The 21,601-nt window shown below is 71.5% G+C and carries 25 protein-coding genes; 12 read left to right on the top strand and 13 right to left on the bottom strand.

Annotated features, from left to right (window positions below; all coding sequences use genetic code 11):
- Positions 1–83: 83 nt before the first annotated feature.
- Positions 84–863, top strand: a complete 780-nt coding sequence (locus Q8791_RS07350) for a class I SAM-dependent methyltransferase (RefSeq protein ID WP_330090829.1) — start codon at positions 84–86, stop codon at positions 861–863.
- Here Q8791_RS07350 and Q8791_RS07345 read toward each other — a convergent pair.
- Positions 805–1,614 (bottom strand): TetR/AcrR family transcriptional regulator, encoded by an 810-nt coding sequence (locus Q8791_RS07345; RefSeq protein ID WP_330090932.1) that lies wholly within the window; start codon positions 1,612–1,614, stop codon positions 805–807. The two genes, Q8791_RS07350 and Q8791_RS07345, sit on opposite strands and share 59 nt — an antisense overlap.
- A 73-nt stretch (positions 1,615–1,687) precedes the next feature.
- Here Q8791_RS07345 and Q8791_RS07340 point away from each other — a divergent pair, with 73 nt between their 5' ends.
- Complete coding sequence (locus Q8791_RS07340) at positions 1,688–3,961, top strand: excinuclease ABC subunit UvrA (protein WP_330090828.1); 2,274 nt, start codon at positions 1,688–1,690, stop codon at positions 3,959–3,961.
- A gap of 129 nt (positions 3,962–4,090) precedes the next feature.
- Here the strand turns inward: Q8791_RS07340 and Q8791_RS07335 are convergent, their stop codons facing one another.
- From Q8791_RS07335 to Q8791_RS07325, 3 genes are all read right to left on the bottom strand, one after another.
- Positions 4,091–4,453 (bottom strand): fluoride efflux transporter FluC, encoded by a 363-nt coding sequence (locus Q8791_RS07335; RefSeq protein ID WP_330090827.1) that lies wholly within the window; start codon positions 4,451–4,453, stop codon positions 4,091–4,093.
- Positions 4,450–4,875, bottom strand: coding sequence for a fluoride efflux transporter FluC (locus tag Q8791_RS07330; protein ID WP_330090826.1), 426 nt, complete (start codon positions 4,873–4,875; stop codon positions 4,450–4,452). The genes Q8791_RS07335 and Q8791_RS07330 overlap by 4 nt, the downstream gene beginning before the upstream one ends.
- Before the next feature lie 181 nt (positions 4,876–5,056).
- Positions 5,057–5,692 carry a TetR/AcrR family transcriptional regulator gene (locus Q8791_RS07325; protein WP_330090825.1) on the bottom strand — a complete coding sequence of 212 codons (636 nt, stop codon included), beginning with the start codon at positions 5,690–5,692 and terminating at the stop codon, positions 5,057–5,059.
- 150 nt (positions 5,693–5,842) lie between these two features.
- Between Q8791_RS07325 and Q8791_RS07320 the strand changes: the two genes are divergently transcribed.
- The 4 genes from Q8791_RS07320 (at position 5,843) to Q8791_RS07305 (ending at position 9,260) form a co-directional block, all read left to right on the top strand.
- Complete coding sequence (locus tag Q8791_RS07320) at positions 5,843–6,628, top strand: SDR family NAD(P)-dependent oxidoreductase (RefSeq protein ID WP_330090824.1); 786 nt, start codon at positions 5,843–5,845, stop codon at positions 6,626–6,628.
- Positions 6,629–6,645: 17 nt separating this feature from the next.
- Positions 6,646–7,056 carry a nitroreductase/quinone reductase family protein gene (locus tag Q8791_RS07315; protein WP_330090823.1) on the top strand — a complete coding sequence of 137 codons (411 nt, stop codon included), beginning with the start codon at positions 6,646–6,648 and terminating at the stop codon, positions 7,054–7,056.
- A gap of 362 nt (positions 7,057–7,418) precedes the next feature.
- Positions 7,419–8,039, top strand: a complete 621-nt coding sequence (locus Q8791_RS07310; protein WP_330090822.1) for a TetR/AcrR family transcriptional regulator — start codon at positions 7,419–7,421, stop codon at positions 8,037–8,039.
- Positions 8,040–8,069: 30 nt separating this feature from the next.
- A complete protein-coding gene (locus tag Q8791_RS07305) occupies positions 8,070–9,260 on the top strand; it encodes an acyltransferase family protein (protein ID WP_330090821.1) in 1,191 nt (396 codons plus the stop codon).
- A 76-nt stretch (positions 9,261–9,336) separates the two neighbouring features.
- Here the strand turns inward: Q8791_RS07305 and Q8791_RS07300 are convergent, their stop codons facing one another.
- A complete protein-coding gene (locus tag Q8791_RS07300) occupies positions 9,337–10,512 on the bottom strand; it encodes a winged helix DNA-binding domain-containing protein (protein ID WP_330090820.1) in 1,176 nt (391 codons plus the stop codon).
- Between the two features lie 115 nt (positions 10,513–10,627).
- Between Q8791_RS07300 and Q8791_RS07295 the strand changes: the two genes are divergently transcribed.
- Positions 10,628–11,347: a TetR/AcrR family transcriptional regulator gene (locus Q8791_RS07295; protein ID WP_330090819.1), complete on the top strand. Its 720-nt coding sequence runs from the start codon at positions 10,628–10,630 to the stop codon at positions 11,345–11,347.
- 27 nt (positions 11,348–11,374) lie between these two features.
- Here Q8791_RS07295 and Q8791_RS07290 read toward each other — a convergent pair whose 3' ends face one another.
- Genes Q8791_RS07290 through Q8791_RS07280 form a run of 3 tightly spaced genes read right to left on the bottom strand, consistent with a single transcriptional unit; the run spans position 11,375 to position 12,550 of the window.
- On the bottom strand, positions 11,375–11,764 hold the full coding sequence (locus Q8791_RS07290; RefSeq protein WP_330090818.1) for a VOC family protein: 390 nt from the start codon (positions 11,762–11,764) through the stop codon (positions 11,375–11,377).
- Positions 11,761–12,126: an ArsR/SmtB family transcription factor gene (locus tag Q8791_RS07285; RefSeq protein ID WP_330090817.1), complete on the bottom strand. Its 366-nt coding sequence runs from the start codon at positions 12,124–12,126 to the stop codon at positions 11,761–11,763. The genes Q8791_RS07290 and Q8791_RS07285 overlap by 4 nt, the downstream gene beginning before the upstream one ends.
- Entirely contained in the window at positions 12,113–12,550 is a 438-nt protein-coding gene (locus tag Q8791_RS07280) for an SRPBCC domain-containing protein (RefSeq protein ID WP_330090816.1), read from the bottom strand. Before Q8791_RS07280 ends, Q8791_RS07285 begins: the two co-directional genes overlap by 14 nt.
- A 378-nt stretch (positions 12,551–12,928) precedes the next feature.
- Here Q8791_RS07280 and Q8791_RS07275 point away from each other — a divergent pair, with 378 nt between their 5' ends.
- On the top strand, positions 12,929–13,471 hold the full coding sequence (locus tag Q8791_RS07275; protein ID WP_330090931.1) for a sugar O-acetyltransferase: 543 nt from the start codon (positions 12,929–12,931) through the stop codon (positions 13,469–13,471).
- A 57-nt stretch (positions 13,472–13,528) separates the two neighbouring features.
- Here Q8791_RS07275 and Q8791_RS07270 read toward each other — a convergent pair whose 3' ends face one another.
- Together Q8791_RS07270 and Q8791_RS07265 are read right to left on the bottom strand one after the other, a co-directional pair.
- Positions 13,529–15,430: an ABC transporter ATP-binding protein gene (locus Q8791_RS07270; protein WP_330090815.1), complete on the bottom strand. Its 1,902-nt coding sequence runs from the start codon at positions 15,428–15,430 to the stop codon at positions 13,529–13,531.
- Positions 15,431–15,589: 159 nt separating this feature from the next.
- Positions 15,590–16,528 carry an EamA family transporter gene (locus tag Q8791_RS07265; RefSeq protein WP_330090814.1) on the bottom strand — a complete coding sequence of 313 codons (939 nt, stop codon included), beginning with the start codon at positions 16,526–16,528 and terminating at the stop codon, positions 15,590–15,592.
- A gap of 68 nt (positions 16,529–16,596) precedes the next feature.
- Between Q8791_RS07265 and Q8791_RS07260 the strand changes: the two genes are divergently transcribed.
- Positions 16,597–17,451 carry a LysR family transcriptional regulator gene (locus tag Q8791_RS07260; protein ID WP_330090813.1) on the top strand — a complete coding sequence of 285 codons (855 nt, stop codon included), beginning with the start codon at positions 16,597–16,599 and terminating at the stop codon, positions 17,449–17,451.
- Between the two features lie 30 nt (positions 17,452–17,481).
- Here the strand turns inward: Q8791_RS07260 and Q8791_RS07255 are convergent, their stop codons facing one another.
- Both Q8791_RS07255 and Q8791_RS07250 read right to left on the bottom strand, forming a co-directional pair.
- The gene (locus Q8791_RS07255; RefSeq protein ID WP_330090812.1) at positions 17,482–18,207 is read right to left on the bottom strand and encodes a sensor domain-containing protein; all 726 of its coding nucleotides are present in this window, start codon (positions 18,205–18,207) and stop codon (positions 17,482–17,484) included.
- A 107-nt stretch (positions 18,208–18,314) separates the two neighbouring features.
- Positions 18,315–19,025, bottom strand: a complete 711-nt coding sequence (locus tag Q8791_RS07250) for a GAP family protein (RefSeq protein ID WP_330090811.1) — start codon at positions 19,023–19,025, stop codon at positions 18,315–18,317.
- Between the two features lie 70 nt (positions 19,026–19,095).
- On the opposite strand from Q8791_RS07250, the gene Q8791_RS07245 reads away from it, so the two are divergent.
- Together Q8791_RS07245 and Q8791_RS07240 are read left to right on the top strand one after the other, a co-directional pair.
- Positions 19,096–19,725, top strand: coding sequence for a TetR/AcrR family transcriptional regulator (locus Q8791_RS07245; protein ID WP_330090810.1), 630 nt, complete (start codon positions 19,096–19,098; stop codon positions 19,723–19,725).
- A gap of 112 nt (positions 19,726–19,837) precedes the next feature.
- Positions 19,838–20,410: a GNAT family N-acetyltransferase gene (locus tag Q8791_RS07240; RefSeq protein ID WP_330090809.1), complete on the top strand. Its 573-nt coding sequence runs from the start codon at positions 19,838–19,840 to the stop codon at positions 20,408–20,410.
- Between the two features lie 47 nt (positions 20,411–20,457).
- Here Q8791_RS07240 and Q8791_RS07235 read toward each other — a convergent pair whose 3' ends face one another.
- The gene (locus tag Q8791_RS07235; protein ID WP_330090808.1) at positions 20,458–20,865 is read right to left on the bottom strand and encodes a MarR family winged helix-turn-helix transcriptional regulator; all 408 of its coding nucleotides are present in this window, start codon (positions 20,863–20,865) and stop codon (positions 20,458–20,460) included.
- Positions 20,866–21,065: 200 nt separating this feature from the next.
- On the opposite strand from Q8791_RS07235, the gene Q8791_RS07230 reads away from it, so the two are divergent.
- Positions 21,066–21,560, top strand: a complete 495-nt coding sequence (locus tag Q8791_RS07230) for a macro domain-containing protein (protein ID WP_330090807.1) — start codon at positions 21,066–21,068, stop codon at positions 21,558–21,560.
- Positions 21,561–21,601: the final 41 nt, after the last annotated feature.

The raw sequence follows: 21,601 nt of genomic DNA, 5'->3' as shown, positions 1-21,601 counted from the left end.
TCCGGTGCCGCGCCCGGGGCGGTGGCGGGGGCCGCCCGGGAAATCCCGGTGCGGGAACCTGACCGGCTTGCCACACTGGGCGCATGGTCGACCACGTCTTCTCCGACTCAGCGACAGCCGAACTCTACGACGTCTTCCACCCCTGGGGGCTCGCCCCCGACGACGCGTTCTACATCGACCTGGTCATGGCCGCGCGGTCGGTGCTGGACGTGGGATGCGGGACCGGGCTGCTCCAGCGGGCGGCCCGGGAGCGGGGCCACACGGGCAGGCTCGTGGGGCTCGACCCGGCCGCCGCGATGCTGGAGGTCGGCCGACGCGACCGGGACGACGTCGAGTGGACCCTCGGGGACCTGGTGACGACGCCCTTCGAGGACGAGTTCGACCTCGTCGTGATGACCGGGCACGCGTTCCAGGTGTTCACGACGGACGAGGAGCTGAGGGCCGCGCTGGCGGCGGTGCGGCGGGCCCTGACCGGTGACGGCCGGTTCGTGTTCGAGACGCGCAACCCGGCGGCGCGGGGCTGGGAGGCGTGGCGGCCCTCCCGCACGCGCACGGTGACCGGGCCGGACGGGGTCGGGGCGACCTCCGTGCACCGGTTGGAGAGCGTGGAGGGCGACCTGGTCACCTTCACCGCCGCCTACTCCAGTACCGCGTGGGGCGGCGCGGTCCGGCACAGCCGCAGTACGCTGCGCTTCCTGGACGCCGACACCCTCAACGCCTTCCTGGCCGGAGCCGGGCTGGAGGTCCGCGCCCAGTACGGCGACTGGGAACGCGGACCGCTCACGGACACCGCCGAGGAGATCATCACGTTCGCGCGTCCGGGACGCCGAGCCTGCCCCGGACCCCGTCGAGCAGGGCGTTGAGTCCGAAACGGAAGGTCTCCCACGCCTCCTGCTCCAGGTAGGGCTCGCTCTCGTTCTCGTTGGAGAACGCGCCCGCCTCGGACATGAGGGTCAGGGTGGGGAAGCGCTCGGCGAAGTCGGGGACGAGCTCCTCCAACTGGGCGGACCGCGTGAACCACCACTCGTCCTCGGGCACTCCCATCACGGCTTCGGCGCGGCGGGCCTCGGCTGCGGTCTGGACGGAACCGCGCACCAGGGAGAAGAGGTTGCCGTAGGTGCTGCGGATCTGGGCGGCGTCCAGCCCCGCGCCGTGCAGCACGCGGGCGAGTGACTCGAACAGCCGGTACTCGTTGGGGCCCAGGACCGGCCTGGCCTGGGAGACCTCCAGTGTCCAGGGGTGGCGGAGGTAGAACTCCCACAGGCGGGTCGCCCAGAACGTCGTAGCCTTCCGCCAGTCTGGATCGTCGTGGGTCTCGGCGGTTTCGGCCACCTCCTTGAACGCGTGGTCGTACATCAGCTCGATGAGCTCGTTCTTGCTGGCCACGTAGGTGTACAGCGACATGGCGGTGCGCCCGAGCCGCTGTGCCACCGCGCGCATCGACAGGGCGTCCATGCCCTCCTCGTCGGCGACCTCGATCGCGGTCTCCACGACCAGGTCCACGCTCAGCTCGGGCTTGGGGCCGGGGGCGGTGCGTGTGGACGGATCCGCGGGGGCGCGCCACAGCAGACCCATGGAGCGACGAGCGTCACCCTGTCCGGCGTAAACGACCACTTGCATCTCCTTATGGCATAAACTAACGTTCGCAGGCCGCCAGTTTACCGTATAAGGCTTTCTGAGGAGCAGCGTGTCTTCCGAACCCACCTCCATGGCCGACAGCCACGACACCATCCAGGTCAGGGGCGCCAGGGAGAACAACCTCGCCGACGTCTCCGTGGACATTCCCAAGCGGAGGCTGAGCGTCTTCACCGGCCTGTCCGGCTCCGGAAAGTCCTCCCTCGTGTTCGGCACGATCGCCGCCGAGTCGCAGAGACTCATCAACGAGACCTACACCACGTTCGTCCAGTCGTTCATGCCAAGTCAGGGCAGACCGGACGTCGACTCCCTGCGTAACCTGAGCGCCGCCATCATCGTGGACCAGGAGCGGATGGGCGCCAACTCCCGCTCCACCGTCGGCACCGCCACCGACGCCGCCGCCATGCTGCGGATCGTCTTCAGCCGGATCGGCACCCCGCGCCTGGAACCGTCGAGCCTGTTCAGCTTCAACAACTCCGAGGGCATGTGCCCCGAGTGCGAGGGGCTGGGCCGCACCAACCAGGTCGACCTGGAGGAGCTCTACGACCGGGACCTGTCCCTGAACGAGGGCGCCATCACCGTCCCCGGATTCGCGGTGGACTCCTGGTACTGGCAGGTCATGGCCAACTCCGGGCTTCTGGACGCGGACCGCAGACTGCGCGACTACACGCCCGAGGAGTGGGAGACCTTCCTGTACGGGCCCGCGACCCGCGTCAAGGTGGGCGCCAACTCCTTCTCCTACGAGGGGTTGGTGGTCAAGCTCAAGCGCACCTACCTCTCCAAGGACCGGGATTCCATGCAGCCCGGGATCCGTGCCTTCGTGGACCGGGCCGTCACCTACTCCACCTGCCCCGAGTGCGACGGCACCCGTCTCAACGCCGAGGCCCGTTCCGTGAAGGTCTGCGGGCGCACCATCACCGAGTGCTCGTCGATGCAGATCAACGAGCTCGCCGAGTTCGTCAGATCCCTGGACGAGCCCTCGGTGAAGCCGTTGCTGGACAACCTCGGCCACACCCTCGACTCCCTGGTGGAGGTCGGACTGGGCTACCTGAGCCTGGACCGCGAGTCCGGCACGCTCTCCGGCGGCGAGGCCCAGCGCGTCAAGATGGTCCGCCACCTGGGGTCCAGCCTCAGCGACGTCACGTACGTCTTCGACGAGCCCACCGTGGGCCTGCACCCGCACGACATCGAGCGGATGAACAACCTGCTCGTGAGCCTGCGCGACAAGGGCAACACCGTGCTGGTGGTCGAGCACAAGCCCGAGACCATCGCGATCGCCGACCACGTGGTGGACCTGGGTCCGGGCGCCGGGCCGTCGGGCGGGCGGATCACCTACTCCGGTGACGTGGCCGGGCTGCGCGCCTCGGGCACGCTCACCGGCGACCACCTGGACCACCGCGCCACCCTGCGCGACCAGGTCCGCCGCCCCACCGGGACCATCTCCATCACCGGCGCCGACAGCCACAACCTCAAGGACGTCAGCGTGGACGTCCCCCTGGGGGTGCTCACCGTGGTCACCGGGGTAGCGGGGTCGGGCAAGAGCTCGCTCATCCACGGCGCCCTTCCCGGGCGGGAGGGCGTGGTGGTGGTCGACCAGTCCCCGATCCGGGGGTCGCGCCGTTCCAACCCGGCCACCTACACCGGGCTGCTCGACCCGATCCGCACCGCCTTCGCACGAGCCAACAAGGTCAAGTCGTCCCTGTTCAGCGCGAACTCCGAGGGCGCCTGTCCCGAGTGCAAGGGTGCGGGGGTCATCTACACCGACCTGGCCATGATGGCCGGGGTCGCGTCCACCTGCGAGCAGTGCGAGGGCAAGCGGTTCCGGCCCGAGGTGCTCACGCACGAGCTGCGCGGCAGGAACATCAGCGAGGTGCTCTCCATGTCCGTGGTGGAGGCTCGGGACTTCTTCACCACCGGCAACGCCCGCACCATCCTGGACCGGCTCTACGACGTCGGCCTGGGGTACCTGGGCCTGGGGCAGCCGCTGACCACCCTGTCGGGCGGCGAGCGCCAGCGCCTGAAGCTGGCGATCAGCATGGCCAAGGAGGGTGCGGTGTACGTCATGGACGAGCCCACCACCGGCCTGCACCTGGCCGACGTGGACCGGCTTCTCGCCCTGCTGGACCGTCTGGTCGAGGACGGCAACACGGTGGTGGTCATCGAGCACCACCAGGCGGTGATGGCGCACGCCGACCACATCATCGACCTGGGGCCGGGCGCCGGGCACGACGGCGGCCGCGTGGTCTTCGAGGGCAGCCCCGCCGAACTGGTGGGCGGGGGAGACACCCTCACCGCCCGGCACCTGCGCGCCTACCTGGAGCGCTGAGGAGTGGGCCGCCCCCCCCCCCCGGGCGGGGGGGCCCCCCCGGCCCCCCCCCGCCGGCGGGGGAGCGGAGGTCGGTTCCGTCGGGGACGGCCCCCGGGCAGGGCTCTCGGACCCGCCCTCCCGCCGGCGTCAGCCGAGAAGGACCCGGGTGAGGGCGATCCCCACCCAGGCCGCGCCCAGCCCCGCGGTGAGGCTGACCGCCACGTACAGGCCCGCGTACAGGCGCTCGCCGGTGGCGGCGAGCCGGTAGGCCTCGTAGGCGAAGGTGGAGTAGGTGGTCAGCGCTCCGCACAGCCCCGCGCCCAACAGCGCCATCGCCTCCCGGGGCAGGGGGAGCGCGCTGAGCGCGCCGAGGATCAGGCAGCCGGTCAGGTTGACGCACAGGGTGCCCCACGGGAAGGGCGTGTCGTGGCGGCTCTGCACGGCCAGGTCGACGAGGAACCGGGCGGGGGCTCCGACAGCCGCGCCCAGGACCACGAGAAGCGCGGTCACGCCCTCCTCCTCCCGGACAGGATCCGGTGTGAGACGGCCGAGGCCGCCCACACCCCCGCCAGCGCTCCGGCCAGGGTGAGCGCCAGGTAGGCCAGGGCGGTCTGCGGTGCGCCGCGTTCGAGCGCGGTGACGGTGTCCAGGGCGTACGCGGAGAAGGTGGTGTACCCGCCGAGGACTCCCACGCCCCAGAACGCGCGGACGAACCGGCTGGCCGGCCACCGGTGGTTGAGGAGTTCCATGAGCACGCCGATGAGCGCGCTGCCGCTGACGTTGACGGCGAGGACGGTCCAGGAGACCCCCGACGCGGCCGGCGGCCAGGCGGTGTCCAGGCCGTACCTGGCCAGGGCGCCGAGTGCCCCTCCCAGGGAGATCACAGCCAGGACGGGGCACAGTTCTCGGAACGGGGGGACGGGTCTGCTCATGGCTCCATCCTGTACCCGTGATCCGAGCCCGGTCATCCGGAACCGCCGCCCACGACCGGCCGTTCAGGCCCCCTGGGACCGCCCGGCGGGCGTCGACCGCCACTGGGGTTCCCGCGCGTGGCCAGGAGGGCCGCAGGTGCGGTCGTCGGCGGCGCGGCGCAGGCGCCGGGAGCCGCCTGGGTTATTCCGCGGCCGACTGGTGCCCGGTGGTGCGCTCCTGGCTGTCGCTCCGCACCCCGTACCTGGCCTCCATGGTGGCCACCGCCTCGGCCACCACGCGTTCCATCGAGCCTCGGGAGGGGGACCAGTCCACGAGCAGCATGCGCGGCCACAGCACATAGTCGGCGATCATGCCGAGAAACTGTGTGGCCGCGGTGTCGGCGTCGTCGAACCGGGCGGTCCCGGCATCGCGTGCGGACTCGAGATAGCGGCGCACCGAGGTGAAATAGGGCATCTTGCCGAGATCGAACTGGGCGCGGCCGAGTTCGGGGAAGCGTGGCACCTCGGCGATGACAATGCGGTACAGGGCCACCATGCCGGGGCGGGTGAGCAGGTCCACGTAACGGTGGCCGATGGCGGTGAGCCCGGCACGCAGGTCTCCGGGGGCGGGTTCGGGGCCGTCCCCGGCCTCGGGGCGCCAGTACTCGGTGACGATGGCGTCGAACAGCGCGGCCTTGGTGGAGAACTGCTTGAACAGGGTGGCCCTGGACACCCCGGCGGACTCGGCGATCCGCGCGAGTGACGTGCCGTCGTACCCCTTCTCCAGGAACAGTTCGGTAGCGGCCTCGATGATGGCCGTCCGCTTCTGCTCGGCCACTCGCTGATGGTAACTCGAAGGCTCCGTGTTCATGGGGGAAGTCTAGCGAACAGCGAGGTGAGTCACTTGACTCACCATCAAGTCGGGGCTAGCCTTCCGGGTGAGTCAAGTGACTCACCTCGCCTTACTTATCGCAAGGGGGACAGCGTCATGGGACGCTTCGACAACCGCACCGTCCTGGTCACCGGAGGAACCGGAGGCATGGGAGCCAGTCACGTGCGGGCCTACCACCGTGAGGGGGCCCACGTCGTCATCGCCGACATCGCCCCCGACGCCGGACACGCACTCGCCGACGAACTCGGTGAACGCGCGCTGTTCGTCCGCTTGGACGTCACCCACGGGGACGACTGGGACACCGCCGTCCGGCGGATCGAGGACCGCTTCGGACCGATCTCGGTCCTGGTCAACAACGCGGGCATCCAGCACGCGCCGGCCCTGATCGAGGACACCGCGCTCGCTGTCTGGGAGCGCACCCTGAGCATCAACCTCACCGGCCAGTTCTTGGGCATCAAGGCGGTCACCCCCTCCCTGCGGCGTGCCGGCGGCGGGGTGATCGTCAACATCGCCTCGACCATGGCCAACGGTGGAACAGCGATGTACGCGCCCTACGTCGCCAGCAAGTGGGCGGTGCGCGGACTCACCCGCAGCGCGGCCCTGGAGCTGGGTCGTGACGGCATCCGGGTCAACTCGATCCACCCCGGGGTCGTGTCCACGCCGCTGATCCACGAGCCCAGCGCGCCGGGGGCCGCACCCATCTCCGACTTCTACTCGCCGGAGCCCTTCGCGGTCCCCAGGCTCGCCGAACCGGAGGACATCACCCGGCTGCTGCTGTTCGTCACCTCCGAGGACGCCTCCTTCGCCACGGGGTCCGAGTTCGTCCTGGACGGTGGCCTGCTGCTGGGGCCGGCGCTGCAGTCCGAAGCGGCGGCCACCTGAGAGACAGGGGAGGAATCATGGAGGAGCGAGTGCGCCGCGCCATCGAGATCGACCGGTCGGCGTCGACCCGGCAGAGGATCATCGACATCACCACGACCGGCAGGCGCACCGGGTTGCCGCGCCGCATCGAGATCTTCTTCTACCGGGCACTGGGGCGGACCTACCTGTGCAGCGGTACGGTGTCCCGGCCCTCGTGGTACGCCAATCTGGTGGCTGAACCCGGTTTCACCTTCCATCTCAAGCATGAGGTGCGAGCGGACCTTCGCACCCGGGCGCGGCCGGTGACCGAGGAAAGTGAACGCCGCAGGATTCTGGCGGAGATCGTCGAAGACCTCAACCAGCCCGCCAACCCCGGGCACCTGCCCCAGCCGGTCCTGCTGGAGGACTGGCTGGGTTGCCGACTGGTGGAGGTGACATTCCCGGAATGACCTCGGGCCCCTGAAGGCCGCCGCGCGGACGCGTGCTGCGCTCGGCTGTGTCCCAGCAGCCCAGCCCTGACCCACGAAGGCCCCTTCCCGGGGGCCTTCGTGGGCATTCGAGCTGTCTGCCCCGACTTGTGCGCGGCACCCGGTCGGCATCGTCGAGCAGGACGTAGCGGTCCAGGTCGCCCAGGAGGACCGGTGCGACGGCCGAAGGAGGCCGCCCGCTCATCGGCGAGGAACTCGACCGGCGTGCCCCCGAAGTCGGAACCGCGCACCGGGGTTCCCACCCCCTGGCAGGAGGGGGCGGGCCAGGGTCGGCTCAGGGTCATCCCCCATGGATTTCTGACCGCCCGTGATAGATTCTGGCCATGCGGTCAGAAAATAAGCCTACCGGTCAGAAGCGGTCCTTCATCGAGGAGGCCCGCAGGGCGCAGATCATCGCGGCGGCGATCGAGACCATCGCCGGCGTGGGCTACCCCAACGCCTCCCTGGCACGGATCGCACGGGAGGCGGGGGTGAGCAAGGGCGTGATCTCCTACCACTTCGCAGGGAAGGACGAGCTGATGGACCAGCTGGTGACGGGCGTCTACACGGAGATCGCCGAGTCCGTCATCCCGGAGATCCTCGCCCAGGACAACGCCGCCGACATGCTCCGGGCACACGTGCGGGGCGTGGCCGCCTACGCCCTGGAGCACCGGAGCCGCATGGCGGCCCTGGCGCAGATCTTCATCCACGCCCGCAGGCCGGACGGCTCCCCCCGATACGGGGTCGGAGAGTCCGAACCCCTCTTCGAGTCCCTGGAGGGGCTCTACCGGGAGGGGCAGAAGAGCGGCGAGTTCCGCGACTTCGACGTGCGGGCGATGGCCGTGACCCAGCAGTCCGCCACCGACGGCATGTTCGAGTACTGGCGCGTCCACCCGGACCACGACCTCATGGCGCACGCCGCCGAACTCGGCGAACAGCTCGTCCGCGCCACCCGCGCCGACTGACCGGCGCCCCACCCCCAAGACGAGGACACCATGACACAGCAACCCGCACCCGTTCTGAGCCCGGAAGCGGAGCCCCCACGCCCCAGACGCCTGCACCATGTGGACAACCTCCGCGTGGCGCTGACCGTCCTGGTCGTACTGCACCACGTCGCCCTCACCTACGGCAACATCCCGGTGTGGTACTACACCGAGCCCGCCCAGGACCCCACGGGCGGACTGCTCGACCTGGTCGTCATCATCAACCAGACCTACTTCATGGGGCTGTTCTTCCTGCTCGCGGGCTACTTCGTGCCCGGCGCGAGGGACCGGAGGGGACGGCGGGGCTTCGTCCGCGAGCGGCTGGTGCGCCTGGGCGTCCCTCTGCTGCTGTTCGTCCTGCTCGTACGGCCCCTGATCACCACCGGCGCCTACCGGCTGTACGCGGAGGGGGCTGCCGCCCAGGGCGCGGAGATGCCCTACTGGCTCTTCTACCTGGTGTCCTTCGACCCCGGTCCCATGTGGTTCGTCGAGGTCCTGCTCGTCCTCAGCCTCACCTACGTGATGGTGCGCGGTCTCCGGGAGCGCCGGGCCGAGCGCCGCGGCGCGGCGGTCGGACCCGTCGCCCGCCCCGAGGACACGGCACCCCTGCGCTGGTTCGGCCCGGTCGTCGCCTTCACCGTCGGCCTGGCCGTGGTGTCCTTCCTGTGGCGCTGGGTGAACCCGGCCCCCTACTGGCCGTTCGTGGGCCTGCCCAGCCCCGACTACCTGCCCCAGTACGCCGCCCTCTTCACCGTCGGCGTGTTCGCCTACCGCGGCAACTGGTTCACCCGGCTGCCCGGCCGGGCGGGCTGGTACGGGATCGCGACGGCCGTCCTCGGGCTGGTGGCGTTCCTGGTCCTGCCGGTGGTCTCCGGAGTGGCGGCGGTCGAGCCCGGTACGGCCGCGGCGCTGTCCCAGATGGTCGCGGAGTCGTTCTTCACGATCGGCGTGACGCTCGCCCTGATGGTGTTCTTCCGCCGATTCCTCGACCGGCGGACCCGCTTCTCCGGGTTCCTGGTCGACAACGCCTTCGCCGTGTACTTCCTGCACCCGTTGGTGCTGGTCGGACTGGGGATGGCGCTGAGCGGCTGGGAGGCCGCCGCCGCCGTGAAGTTCCTGGTCATGGCCGCTCTCGCGATCCCGGCCTGCTGGGCGCTGGCCGGCGCGGTCCGCGCGGTCCCCGGGGCGCGACGCGTCCTCTGACCCCCTCCAACCGCAGGGCCGCCTCCGTGAAGAGCCGGAGGCGGCCCTGCCACACCCGCCGGTGAGGCCGCTCGGCTCATCCCCGCTCGGCCAGGGCCGCCCTCATCGCCGGTGACACGTAGCCGGTGCCGACACGGACCCCGCCGAGCCACTCGGTCAGCCGCGCGGCCTCGTCGTCCAGCGCCCGCCGCGTCGGGGCGGGGACCGATTCCAGCAGGTGCACCCGGACCGTTCCGGCGGCGTCCTGCACCCACGTTCCGACCGCGCGGCCGTTGACCCAGGCAGTGGTGCCCGCGTTGCCGCGGCGCTCGAAGAGCGGCTCGCGGTGCGGCCCCAGGTAGAAGTCCCGGTCGCGCCAGCCCATGACGGTCGGATCGAGCACCGGCAGGAGCGCGACCCACTCGCCGGGATCCTCGGTCCCTCCCACGTCGTCGGGGAGGAGCCAGCCGGTGGTGCCGTTGTCCAGGGAGACCGCGACGGCGTCCAGCTCGGCCAGCGCGCCGCGCACGATCGTCTTCGTCGCGCCCAGCCACCAGACGAGGTCGTCCTCGGTCCCCGGGCCGAAACGCAGGAGCCAGCGGCGGACGAGTTCTCGGTACCCCTCGTCCGCACGCCACGGGTCGGGAACCTCGCCGAGCCAGTGCCCGGCCAGGGTCCACCGCGGTCGGGAGACCGGGAAGCGTCCGGCGTCGGTGCCGCGGACGATGTCACCGGCGGCGCCGAGGAGGGTGAGCACCCGGGGCGCCGACCACACCTCGCCCGCCGTCCCCTCGACCTTCACGTCGATCCACGGGACCGCCCGGCGCACGTCGACGGCCGCGAGGCCCTCCGGTGCTCCGGCGAGCAGGGAGAGGACCTCTGTCCTGGCCCTGTCGAGCCAGGCGCCGCCGTCGTCGGTGAGCCCCGCCCTGACGAGGTCCTTGCCCATGCGGGCGCGCTCCGCGGCGGCGACACGGGCGGAGGCGCTCGGCCAGACGCCCGGCAGCAGCTCGCGCGGGAACACGAAGAGGGTGCGCCGCATCGCCAGCTGTTTCACCAGCCGGCGGTCCTCGTGGAGGGCCCTGTCGACGTCGGCGACGGTCAGTGAGGTGACCCGCGCCCAGCACGACAGGTACACCGTGGCGGGCTCGGTGGCGTGCAGCGCGGTCACCGCCCGGGCGGCGGCCTCGGGGGAGTCGGCGCGGGCCCCCGGCGCCAGTGCGTGCCGCACGGCCAGGCGGGCGCGGCGTTCGTCGTCGGTCACGTGGTGCATCGGCTCATCGTGCCACACCGCGCGGTCAATTCGATACGTGCCAGTTCCGGAACGCACTGGTTCCGGAACTGAGGCGTATCGTGGTGGCGGACCGAGCGACGAGGAGACTGCTGCCATGACGCGAGACGGCGACACCCGCGATCCCGCGGCCCGGGGCGAGGTGCCCGTACGCCCCGGCCGCAAGCGGGACCACTCCCGTGACGGCGACATCCTCGACGCGACGCTGGAGGTCCTGGCCGACGTCGGCTTCTCCCGGCTGACCATGGACCTGGTCGCCGCCCGGGCCGGAGCCGGAAAGGCCACGCTGTACCGCCGCTGGCCCTCGAAGGCGGAACTGGTCATCGACGCCGTGGCGCGCATGAAGCGGAACCAGGTCGACCTGGAGCACCTGCCCGACACCGGGACCCTCCGGGGCGACCTGCTCGGCCTGTTCAGGCCGCAGTCGGTCGGGGAGAGCGAGCGCAGGCTGAGGATCATGGCGGGGCTGGCCTCGATGCTCGTCGAGGACCGGGCACTGGCCGACGCGGGCACCGCCGCGATCGTCCGCCCCTGGGCCGAGGCGCACCACGCCCTCATGCGGCGGGCGGTCGACCGGGGAGAGGTCCCGGCCACGGCCGACATCGACACGCTCTCGCAGGTCGTCCCGTCGATGGCCGCCTTCCGCGCGCTCGTCCAGCGCGCACCGTTCGACCGGGACTTCCTCGTGTCGATGGTCGACGGCGTCCTGCTCCCGGCGCTCCGCCACGCACCCGACCAGTCCACCGGGAGCACCCGCCCCCAGTCCGGGGCCCCGTGGTCGGGAGGCGGGGAGGATGACGACAGGATTCAGCGGTAGAGCCGGGACCCCATCCTCCTCGACCCCCTACTCCGCCTCCTCGGGGAGCCGGACGATGTGCGGGATACCCACCGGGTTGCTGATCCAGTGGGCATCCAGTCCGGAGGGGAGCGGTTCCAGTTCGTCCTGGACCGCGACACCGTGCGCGGCCAGGTGCCGGGTCGCGAGGCCGACGTCGTCGGTGAACAGCTCCAGCCACAGGTCGGACCGCGCGTAGTTGTCGACGCGGTCGAACCACAGCTTGACCGGACCGAACCGCACCGATGCGCTCTGGGCAACGCCGTCCGCGACGGCCTCGCTGCCCTCGTCGGTGACCTCCATTCCCAGGATGTCGCGGTAGAAGGCGATGGTGCGGTCGAACTGGGCCTTGGGCAGCTTCATGGCGATGTTGTGGCCGCCGCGGAACGTCGGGGTCATGTCCCCGTCCTCCTGTGGTCGTCGAGGTGGTCGCGGAGTGCGGTCAGACGGCCGTCCCAGTCGCGCGCCATCGCGGCGAGGAACGACTGGGCGACGGCCATCGGCCCGGTCTGCAACCGGAAGCGGATCCGGCGCCGCTCCCCGGTCTCCGCCCGGACCAGTCCGGCATCGGACAGCAGGCCGAGGTGTTTGGCGATCGCTTGGCGTGAGATGGGGAGCCGGTCGGCCAGATCGGTCGCCGTCGCCGGACCGTGCGCGGCGAGTTCGGCGAGGATGCCACGCCGCGTCGGGTCGGCCAGTGCGGTGAAGACCGCCTGGGCGGTCGACTCGGCATCGGTCTCGGGGTGGTCAGGACGCGGCATCGAGGTACCCGTCCAACTCGGTCAGCTCCGTCCGCCAGCCCGCGGTGTTCTCCTCGTAGGCGCTGCCGGCAAGGTCGTCCGGCAACCGGGCGAAGCCGGTCTCGCGCACCGTCAACCGCGTGCCCGCGCCGGCGGGCTCCAAGGTGAACTCGACCCGGGTCCGGTGCGGGTCGCCCGCTGACAGTCCGTCGATCGCCCACGTGTAGGCGAACCGGTGGGGCGGCTCGACGACCTGGATCGCGAGGGTGTGCCCGTCCTGCCGGTCCCACCACACGCGCGCCTCGCCACCAGGACGCAGGTCGTCGATCTCCGCGCGGGAGCCGAACCAGCCGCCAAGTCCTTCGGCGGTGGTCAACGCGGCCCACACCTTCTCGGGTGGATGGGCGAGTTCGAGCACGCGCTCGATGCTGTCCGGGACGGGCACCGCGACCTCCATTGCAACACTTCGGTTGCCATGCAAACTATCACAACCAATAGGTTGCGATACATGAGTGCGCAAGGATCGCCGCGGCGGCGGGGCTCGGGCGGCAGCCGAGCGGTCAATGGCGTCGGCGAACCGTCGCGGGCGGAGTTGCCGCCGCCTACCGTTCCGATATCGCGATCGAGCAGGGGCTGCCGTGATCTGAACGCGACGGGGGTCTGCCGCCAGATCCCGCAGTGATCCCCTCGATCCCGGGTGCGTCGCCTCCCGTGACCCCGCCTGCCCGCCCGGGGCCCCGTGATCCGGGCGGCGCACGCGCGGCTAGGGTCGTGATCGGATTCGCGACCGAAGGGACCCCGTGTGACCACTCAGAAGGCCCGCATGCTCGCCGGTGAGCTCTACATCGCCGACGACCCCGAGCTCCTGGACGACCTCTTCCTCGCGGAGAAGCGAACGGAGGCGTTCAACTCCTCCACGATCGAGGACCTGGCGGCACGCCACGCGGCGCTGGCCGAGCTCGTCGGGGAGCTGGGCGAGGACAGCGTGATCCGACCCCCGCTGCGGGTGGACTACGGGTACCAGATCACCGTCGGACCGCGCACGTTCGTCAACTGCGGCGCGGTCATGCTGGACGTGGCCCCGATCCGGATCGGCGCGGACGTGCAGATCGGCCCGAACGTCCAGCTGCTCACCCCCACCCACCCCGTCGACCCCGAGTTGCGGCGGGCCAAGTGGGAGGCCGGTGAGCCGATCACCATCGGCGACAACGTGTGGCTGGGCGGCGGGGTCATCGTCTGCCCCGGTGTGACGATCGGGGAGAACACGGTGGTCGGCGCCGGCTCGGTGGTCGTCAAGGACCTTCCGGCGAACGTGGTGGCCGTCGGCAACCCGGCCCGCGTCGTCCGCGAGATCGGCAACTCCTAGACGCGGCGCAGCCGTCCCCCGGTGTGGCGCCACCGGGGGACGGGGTCGGTGGGGCCGCTACCCGGCCGCGGCGGGCTCGGCGACGGCCGTCCCGGGGCCGCCGGTGGCGAACTGCGTCCGGTACAGCTCCGCGTAGCGGCCGTCCCGTGCCAGCAGTTCGGCGTGCGTACCGCGCTCCACGACCCGCCCCTCCTCGATGACGAGGATCGCGTCGGCCGCGCGGATCGTGGACAGCCGGTGCGCGATGACGAGGGCGGTCCGCCCCTTCAGCGCCTCGGTGAGGGCGGCCTGGACCGCGGCCTCGGACGTGGAGTCCAGCGCGGAGGTCGCCTCGTCGAGGATGACCACCTCGGGTCCGGCGAGGAGCAGCCGGGCGATCGTCAGGCGCTGGCGCTCACCGCCGGAGAACCGGTAGCCGCGCTCGCCCACCACGGTGTCCAGCCCGTCGGGCAGTGCGGCCACGAGGGTGTCCAGCCGGGCCCGGCGCAGCACGTCCCACAGCTGTTCGTCGGTGGCCCCGGGGGAGGCCAGGGCCAGGTTGGATCGGATCGACTCGTGGAAGAGGTGTCCGTCCTGGGTGACCATGCCCAGGGTGGCGCGGATGGAGTCGAAGGTCAGGTCGCGCACGTCCGTCCCGCCCAGGCGCACGGCGCCGGTGTCCACGTCGTACAGGCGAGGGACGAGTTGGGCGATGGTGGACTTGCCCGCACCGGAGGAGCCGACCAGGGCGACCATCTGTCCGGGTTCGACCCGGAAGGACACCCCGTGCAGGACGTCCCCGGTGTCACCGGTGTCCAGGGTGGCGACCTCCTCCAGGGAGGCCAGGGACACCTTGTCGGCGCTGGGGTAGCCGAAGGTGACGTCGTCGAACTCCAGCGACACCGCGCCGTCGGGGACGGTCTGCGCGTCGGTCTTCTCGTCGACGAGCGGCTTGAGGTCGAGAATCTCGAACACCCGGCTGAAGCTGACCAGAGCGCTCATGACCTCGACCCGGGCGCCCGCCAGGGAGGTGAGCGGCGCGTACAGGCGGGTGAGCAGCATGCCCATGGACACGACGGTGCCCGCGTCGAGCTGGCCCCGCAGGGCGTAGAAGCCGCCGAGTCCGTAGACCAGCGCCAGGGCGAGCGCCGAGACCAGGGTGAGGGCGGTGAAGAAGACCTCTTGGACCATGGCGGTGCGTACGCCGATGTCGCGGACCCTGTCGGCACGTCTGGCGAACTCGGCCGACTCCTCCCTCGGACGGCCGAAGAGCTTGATCAGGGTGGCGCCGGGGGCGGAGAACCGCTCGGTCATCTGGGTGCCCATCGCCGCGTTGTGGACGGCGCGCTCCCGCTCGATCCTGGCCAGGCGGGCGCCCATGCGGCGGGCGGGCACGACGAACAGGGGCAGCAGGACGAGGGAGAGGAGGGTGATCTGCCAGGAGAGGGTGAGCATCACGGCCAGGGCGAGGGCGAGGGTGACCAGGTTGCTCACCACCCCGGAGAGGACGTCGCTGAAGGCGCGCTGGGCGCCGATGACGTCGTTGTTGAGCCGGCTGACCAGGGCTCCGGTGCGGGTGCGGGTGAAGAAGGCGACCGGCATGCGTTGGACGTGGTCGTAGACGGTGGTGCGCAGGTCGAGGATGAGGCCTTCTCCGACCTGGGCCGACAGCTGGCGCACGACCAGCCCCAGGAGCGCCTCGGTGACGGCGACGGCCGCGATGAGTCCGGCCAGGAGCAGCACCGGGCGCAGGGCGCCGCCGTCGATGATCGCGTTGACGACCCGCCCGGCCAGCAGGGGGGAGGCCACGGCGAGGGCGGCGGTGGCCACGCTCAGGACCAGGAACCAGGAGAGGCGTCGGGTGTGGGGGCGGGCGAAGGAGGCGATCCTGCGCAGGACCGGCAGGGAGAAGGGGCGCCGGTCCTCGCTCGCGTGCATCGCGTGGTACACGGAGTTCCACGCGGCCATTTCCATGCTCATGATCGACCACCGGGGGTGTTGGGGCTGTTGACATGAACCGTAGAACCTCAACAAATATTTAGGTCAAATCCGGGGCGGAATCCCGCAGTGCCCTCCCCGGGCGGCCGTCACCCCCGAACCCGCGCGGCCGGTGCGTCGTCGCCCGGCCGCACATGCGGTTCATGCCCGGACGCGGGCCGCCCCCGGTCGGCGCTGCGCACGCCCCGGCGCCAGGGCGCTGGTGGCGTTGGCCGCCACAATGGCCGCGACCGCCGCCCAGTCGACCCACTCCAACGCCTGCCCCAGCACCACCAGTCCCACCAGCGCCGCCATCACCGGGTGCACGCTCATGAACAACCCGAAGTACCGCGCGGGGACCCGGCGCAGAGCGAACAGGTCGCCCAGGAACGGGACGGTCGAGGACAGCACGCCCGCCGCGGCGGCACAGGCCAGCGCGACGGGGGTCGGCGGGTGGGCGACGAGCACCAGCACACCGATGGGCGCGAACACCAGCGCCGAGACCCCGGCCGCGGCGGCCGAGCCCTCGATGCCCGGAACCCGGCGCCCCACCGTCCGGTTGAGCAGGATGTAGGAGGCCCAGCACGCGGCGGCCATCAGGGCCAGCGCCATGCCGCCGTGGTCGGTGCTGGCCTGGGGGCGCATCAGCACCGCGACCGCGCCACCCGCGACCAGCGCGCACACCAGGTCCATCCACCGGCGTGAGGCCGCCAGGGCCACGGCCAGGGGGCCGAGGAACTCCAGGGTCACGGCGAGCCCCAGACCGATGCGGTCGATGGCGGAGTACAGGGTCAGGTTCATGGTGCCGAAGACCAGGGCCATGGACAGCACCGGCCACCACTGGGACCAGGTGAACGCACGCAGGCGGGGCCGCCCGACAGACATCAGGACCAGACCGGCGACCCACTGGCGCACGGCCACCACGCCGGCCGGTCCGATCACCGGAAAGGCCAGTGCTCCCAGGGAGGCCCCGAACTGGTTGGACATACCGCTGCCGAGCATCACGGCCATCCCCGTCAGCCGGGACCGCGTGTCCGGTGCGTCCGAGGAGAGCGGGGTGGCGGCGGTTCCCGTCTGCGGAGTGTTCGTCGGCGTGTCCATGGGGCGAGCATGCTGCTCACGGCCACATACGCAAAATGCATGCGTGCGACCATCTATACGCTGTGCGCATGGACATGGAACTGCGGCACCTGCGCTGCCTGGTCGCGATCATCGACACCGGGAGCTTCACCGACGCGGCCCTCGACCTGGGGGTCTCGCAGGCGGCCGTGTCCCGCAACCTCGGCGCCCTGGAGAGGGCGCTGGGGGTGCGGCTCCTGCACCGCACCAGTCGCAACGTCACACCGACCACCGCGGGGGTCCAGGTCCTGGCCCGGGCCAGGGTGGTGCTGTCCGAGGCCGACAACCTGGTGCGCGAGGCCGTCGACGGGCACACGCGGCTGCGCCTGGGGCACGCCTGGTCGGCGGTGGGACGCCACACCGCAGAGTTCCAGCGGCGCTGGGCCGACCTCCACCCGGGCACCGAACTGCACCTGGTCCGCACCAACTCGCCCACCGGCGGCCTGGCCGAGGGCCTGTGCGACCTGTCGGTGGTGCGCGCCGCCTTCGACGGGCGCCGTTTCGAGAGCGCCGTCGTGGGCCGTGAGCGCCGGTACTGCGCGATGGCCTCCGACGACCCCTGGGCCCGACGGAGGTCGCTGCGGTTGGCCGAGATCGCCGGACGGCACCTCATCTTCGACCGGCGCACCGGGACCACCACCGCCGAACTGTGGCCCGAGGAGAACGGCCCGGTGATGGAGCACGTCAACGACATCGACGACTGGTTCGCGGAGATCTCCACCGGACGCAGCGTCGGCATCACCGCGGAGAGCACCGTGGCCCAGTACCGCCGCCACGGGATCGTCTACCGCCCGGTGCGCGACGCTCCCAGCATCCCCGTCCGCGTGGTGTGGCGACGGCACGACCCCCACCCGGCCACGCACGCCGCCGTCGCCCTGCTGACGGATCTGTACCGGGGGCTCTGACGCCCCCGGCCCGCGGCGGTCCCGCGTGCCTCACACGGCCGACGACACGTACTGCCCGACGGGCGGGACGGGCTGGTGGCCCCCCTCGCCCGCGGGTCCGTGGGGCGGGGCCGCGGTGTACACCCGCACGCCCGCGTCCTCGGGGGCCAGGAGCAGGGCACGGCCGAGGGTGGACTGCGCGTGGGCGCAGCCGCGTACGACCAGCGGCAGGCTGAGGGCGAGCAGGGCTCCGGCGAGCATGTGGATCACCGTGGTGGCCAGTACCGGGTACTCCGGGGCGACGTAGGTCCCCAGGTCGGTGTAGCCGGGAACGGTGTACAGCGACCACCCCCACAGGGGGTGGAGCAGTCCGGCCGCGGCGCCGACCCACCACGCGGTGGTGACGCCGAACCCGACCGCGGCGACCGGGAGGCGCACGACCGCGTGCAGCGCGTCCAGCCAGCTCTGTCGGCAGGCGAGCGGCCCCAGGGCCCGGCGCAGGGGGCCGGAGCCGGCCGCGGGGGAGCGGTAGGGGCGGCGCACCACCGGTCTGTCGTGGAGGTCCGCGAGGCGGATCCGCTCGACGTGGGCGAGCCCCCGCGCCGCGTGCAGGGTGCCCACCATCAGGAACATTCCGGCCATGACCACGGCTGTGCCCGCTCCCACCGCCAGCCCGACCACGACGAGCGTGAAGGAGACGAGGGCCAGGGGGAGGCCCCACAGGTTGTACCGGGAATCGGCGACGACCTGCGCGAAGGGGGTCTTGGTCATGTTCATGGCAACGAAACTACGCCCGGCCCGCCCGGGAGGCAGGGCCGTCCACACGCGTATCGGTGGTGGTGCGGCCCCCACCACCCGTTGGCGCCGCCGCGACTCCCCGCCGGCTACAGCCCGTTGAGGAAGGTGACGAACCCGGAACCCTCGACGGCGGCGAGGGCGCCCGTGCGGGCGAGGCCGTTGGCGAGGAGGAAGAACCCGACCAGGCCGATGATCCACGCCAGCGCCTCCCTGGATCCGGCCTCCACCTTGGAGCGCCAGCGCTCCAACCTGGGGCGCAGACGCTCGCCCAGGGCCCGGTGGCCCAGGTAGAGCAGGATCGGGGGGAGCACCATCACCACGTTGTAGGCGGCCAGCACGGCCAGCCAGGTGGTGGCGGGCAGTTCGGCGGTGGTCATGATGCCGATCGCGCCGAAGTACGGGAAGGCGGTGCCGCCCTCCAGGAGGCCGGTGGCGAGACCCAGTCCGATCATCGCGACCGTACGGAAGGAGGCGGGCCTGCGCTGCGCGCGCGGCTTGGTCGGTGCGAGGAAGCTGTAGACCAGCAGGCCACCGCCCAGGACGACCATCGCCCAGCTGACCGGGGCGCTGTCGGCCGCACCCCCCAGGGTGTCCAGCAGGAACCCGAAGCCGAGCATGAGAGCACAGCCCAGCACGAAGTAGAAGAGGGCGACGGTGCCCAGGAAGGCGAAGAGGGGGCGGGCCACCGAACGCGCACCGCTCAACAGCACGTACAGGGAGATTCCGATGGTGGCGGGGCTGAGTGTGTCCAGCAGCGCCAGTCCGGCGACGGGCAGCAGTACTTCCCAGGGGGGCATGGCGGTCTCCTCGCGTTTTTCTCGCACGCCTGTGTCAAATAAAATAACACACGTGTGCTAGAAAGGTGGGGTGCCAAAGATCGTCGACCACGAACAGCGCCGCCGGGAGCTGGCCGAGGCCCTGTGGCGGGTCATCTCCGAGTCCGGCCCCACCGCCGTGTCCATCCGCACCGTGGCCGCCGAGGCGGGCTGGTCGCCGGGGGCACTGCGCCACTACTTCCAGACGCGCGAGGAACTCCTGGTCTTCGCCATGAACCTGTCCGAGGACCGCGTCACCGAGCGGATCACCCGTCTGTCGGCAGAGCAGTCCCCCGACATGCCGCTGACCGACCGCGTCGCCGAGTACGCCGAACAGCTCCTGCCCCTGGACGGGACGCGGCGCGCCGAGTACCGGGCGTGGGAGTCCGCCGGCGTCCTGGGCGAGTACGACAAGGACCGGGCGCAGCGTTGGAACCTCCAGCGCAGGCTCTACCGCCAACTGGTCGCCTCGCTCGTCGGGGCCCCGGTCGGCAACCCCTTCGAGCCCCACGCCGACCCCTGGGTGGAGGAATGGGCCGGCTACCTGCACACCCAGGTGGACGGGCTCGCACTCGAACTGATGGTCACCCCCGGGATGCTCGACGCGGACGACGCGCGGCAGCGGCTGCGGAACTTCCTGGGGCGGATCGGGGAGGCCTGGGGGTACCGGGCGGACCCCTGACCTGGGGGGCGCTCACGATGTCGGTTTTCGCGCCGGGGGTCCGTATTCTCCGGGCTTCCCGGTGGTTGATACTGGGTGGTGCCAGTGACCGAAAGCGACGGGGGAGACGCGCGTGACCACCAGCCAGACCAGTGAGACGGCATCCGGCGAGCCGCTCAGCCTCACCTACCGGCGCGCGGTCCCCGCCGACGTCCCCGCCCTCGTCGCACTGGTCAACGCCTGCTACCGGGGCGACTCCTCCCGGCAGGGATGGACCACGGAGGCCGAACTGCTCGACGGCCAGCGCGTGGACGCCGAGGGAATGTCCGAACTGCTCGGGCGCACCAACACGATCATCCTCGTCGCCGAAGCCGACGGCCTGCTCGTGGCCTGCTGCGAACTCCAGCGCGGCGTCAACGGCGCCTACTTCGGGATGTTCTCGGTCCGGCCCACCATTCAGGGAGGCGGACTGGGACGTCGCGTTCTGGCCGAGGCCGAGCGCACCGCCGTGGCCGAGTGGGGCTGCCGCCTGATGCGGATGAAGGTGCTCAAGCAGCGCCCCGAACTGATCGCCTGGTACGAGCGGCGCGGATACACCGGAACCGGCAAGACCGAGCCGTTCCCCTACGGGGACGAGACCCTCGGCGTCCCCAGGCGCGCCGACCTGGCGTTCGTCGAGCTCACCCGGGAACTGCTCGCGCCGTGACCCGCGCCGGGTGACCCCGGCGAGCGCCCCAGCACGGGGCCGGCCCCTCAGTCCTGTTCGAGGTTGGCCGACATCCGCTCCAGCACGTCGACGACGGCGCGGTACTCCTCGTCGCCGATTCCCCGGGTGAGCCGGGCGCGGGCCTCACTGACCCTCGCGAAGAGCTTCTCGTGCTCGGCCTCGCCCCGGGGCGTGAGCGCGAGCGTGTCCGCACCCTCGATCCACCCCAGCTCCCGCAGCCGATCGAGCGCGGGGGCGACCGTGGCCTCGTCCTCCTCCAGGAACGGTGCCAGCCTGCGGTCCAGTCCATCGATCGTCCCGGGCTCGATGTGCAGGGAGTTGAGCACCTGCCAGTGGCGGCGCCCCAACGACTCCGAGGCGAGGGCCCGGTCGAAGTCGTTCTCGATGAGCCGGTCCAGGTGCTTGAGCCAGTAGCCGATGGGCAGGTCGGACATGCTTCCTCCAGCTGGCTGCGTACACTGCCGCGCATGCGTGACACATCGACGCTATATCGCCCGCACGGAGCTTGTCAGGGGGTGTCGGCGGTGTCGCGCACCCAGGCTCCGCGGGGGGCGACCGCCTGTGTCCGCGCGGGCGCGCCGAGCGGGCGCATATCCTCGTGCGCCCTGTCGTCTCCGCCCGCTAACGTTCGGCCATGCCATCCGACGCCGTCCCACCCGGGCTGCGGATCATCCGCGGCGACGCCACCAGCCCCCAGGCCCCGGGGCCCAAGATCATCGCCCATGTGTGCAACGACAGGGGCGGCTGGGGCAAGGGGTTCGTGCTCGCCGTCTCCAGGCGCTGGCCCGGACCCGAACGCGATTACCGCGCCTGGCACCGAGAACGCGCCCGCAACGACTTCGCTTTGGGGGCCGTACGCCTGACGGCGGTCGCGCCCGACACCTGGGTGGCCAACATGGTGGCCCAGCACGGCACGAGACGGGGCAGCGGCGGGCCACCCGTCCGCTACGACGCGATCGCCTCCTGTCTGCGCGTCCTGGCCTCGCACGCCCTCGACCTGGGCGCCACCGTGCACATGCCCCGCATCGGCTGCGGGCTCGCGGGCGGCCGGTGGTCCCGCGTGCAGCCCCTCATCGAGAGCGAACTCCTCGACCGGGGTGTCGGGGTCACCGTCTACGACACCGACTGACCTCCGTCCGGCGCGGGCCAGGTTGTGCGCGGGCCAGCCGG

The organism is Nocardiopsis codii (assembly GCF_036327455.1).
GTDB lineage: Bacteria > Actinomycetota > Actinomycetes > Streptosporangiales > Streptosporangiaceae > Nocardiopsis > Nocardiopsis codii.
Note: the sequence above shows the minus strand (reverse complement) of the source record. Positions and strands in the feature narration are given on the sequence as shown.

Bases quoted from the DNA above. Each gene is read 5' to 3' on its own strand.
- Q8791_RS07350 (WP_330090829.1), top strand. From the start codon at position 84: ATGGTCGACCACGTCTTCTCCGACTCAGCGACAGCCGAACTCTACGAC.
- Q8791_RS07330 (WP_330090826.1), bottom strand. From the start codon at position 4,875: ATGAGCAGACCCGTCCCCCCGTTCCGAGAACTGTGCCCCGTCCTGGCT.
- Q8791_RS07320 (WP_330090824.1), top strand. From the start codon at position 5,843: ATGGGACGCTTCGACAACCGCACCGTCCTGGTCACCGGAGGAACCGGA.
- Q8791_RS07315 (WP_330090823.1), top strand. From the start codon at position 6,646: ATGGAGGAGCGAGTGCGCCGCGCCATCGAGATCGACCGGTCGGCGTCG.
- Q8791_RS07310 (WP_330090822.1), top strand. From the start codon at position 7,419: ATGCGGTCAGAAAATAAGCCTACCGGTCAGAAGCGGTCCTTCATCGAG.
- Q8791_RS07305 (WP_330090821.1), top strand. From the start codon at position 8,070: ATGACACAGCAACCCGCACCCGTTCTGAGCCCGGAAGCGGAGCCCCCA.
- Q8791_RS07300 (WP_330090820.1), bottom strand. From the start codon at position 10,512: ATGCACCACGTGACCGACGACGAACGCCGCGCCCGCCTGGCCGTGCGG.
- Q8791_RS07295 (WP_330090819.1), top strand. From the start codon at position 10,628: ATGACGCGAGACGGCGACACCCGCGATCCCGCGGCCCGGGGCGAGGTG.
- Q8791_RS07290 (WP_330090818.1), bottom strand. From the start codon at position 11,764: ATGACCCCGACGTTCCGCGGCGGCCACAACATCGCCATGAAGCTGCCC.
- Q8791_RS07285 (WP_330090817.1), bottom strand. From the start codon at position 12,126: ATGCCGCGTCCTGACCACCCCGAGACCGATGCCGAGTCGACCGCCCAG.
- Q8791_RS07275 (WP_330090931.1), top strand. From the start codon at position 12,929: ATGCTCGCCGGTGAGCTCTACATCGCCGACGACCCCGAGCTCCTGGAC.
- Q8791_RS07270 (WP_330090815.1), bottom strand. From the start codon at position 15,430: ATGAGCATGGAAATGGCCGCGTGGAACTCCGTGTACCACGCGATGCAC.
- Q8791_RS07265 (WP_330090814.1), bottom strand. From the start codon at position 16,528: ATGGACACGCCGACGAACACTCCGCAGACGGGAACCGCCGCCACCCCG.
- Q8791_RS07260 (WP_330090813.1), top strand. From the start codon at position 16,597: ATGGACATGGAACTGCGGCACCTGCGCTGCCTGGTCGCGATCATCGAC.
- Q8791_RS07255 (WP_330090812.1), bottom strand. From the start codon at position 18,207: ATGAACATGACCAAGACCCCCTTCGCGCAGGTCGTCGCCGATTCCCGG.
- Q8791_RS07250 (WP_330090811.1), bottom strand. From the start codon at position 19,025: ATGCCCCCCTGGGAAGTACTGCTGCCCGTCGCCGGACTGGCGCTGCTG.
- Q8791_RS07235 (WP_330090808.1), bottom strand. From the start codon at position 20,865: ATGTCCGACCTGCCCATCGGCTACTGGCTCAAGCACCTGGACCGGCTC.
- Q8791_RS07230 (WP_330090807.1), top strand. From the start codon at position 21,066: ATGCCATCCGACGCCGTCCCACCCGGGCTGCGGATCATCCGCGGCGAC.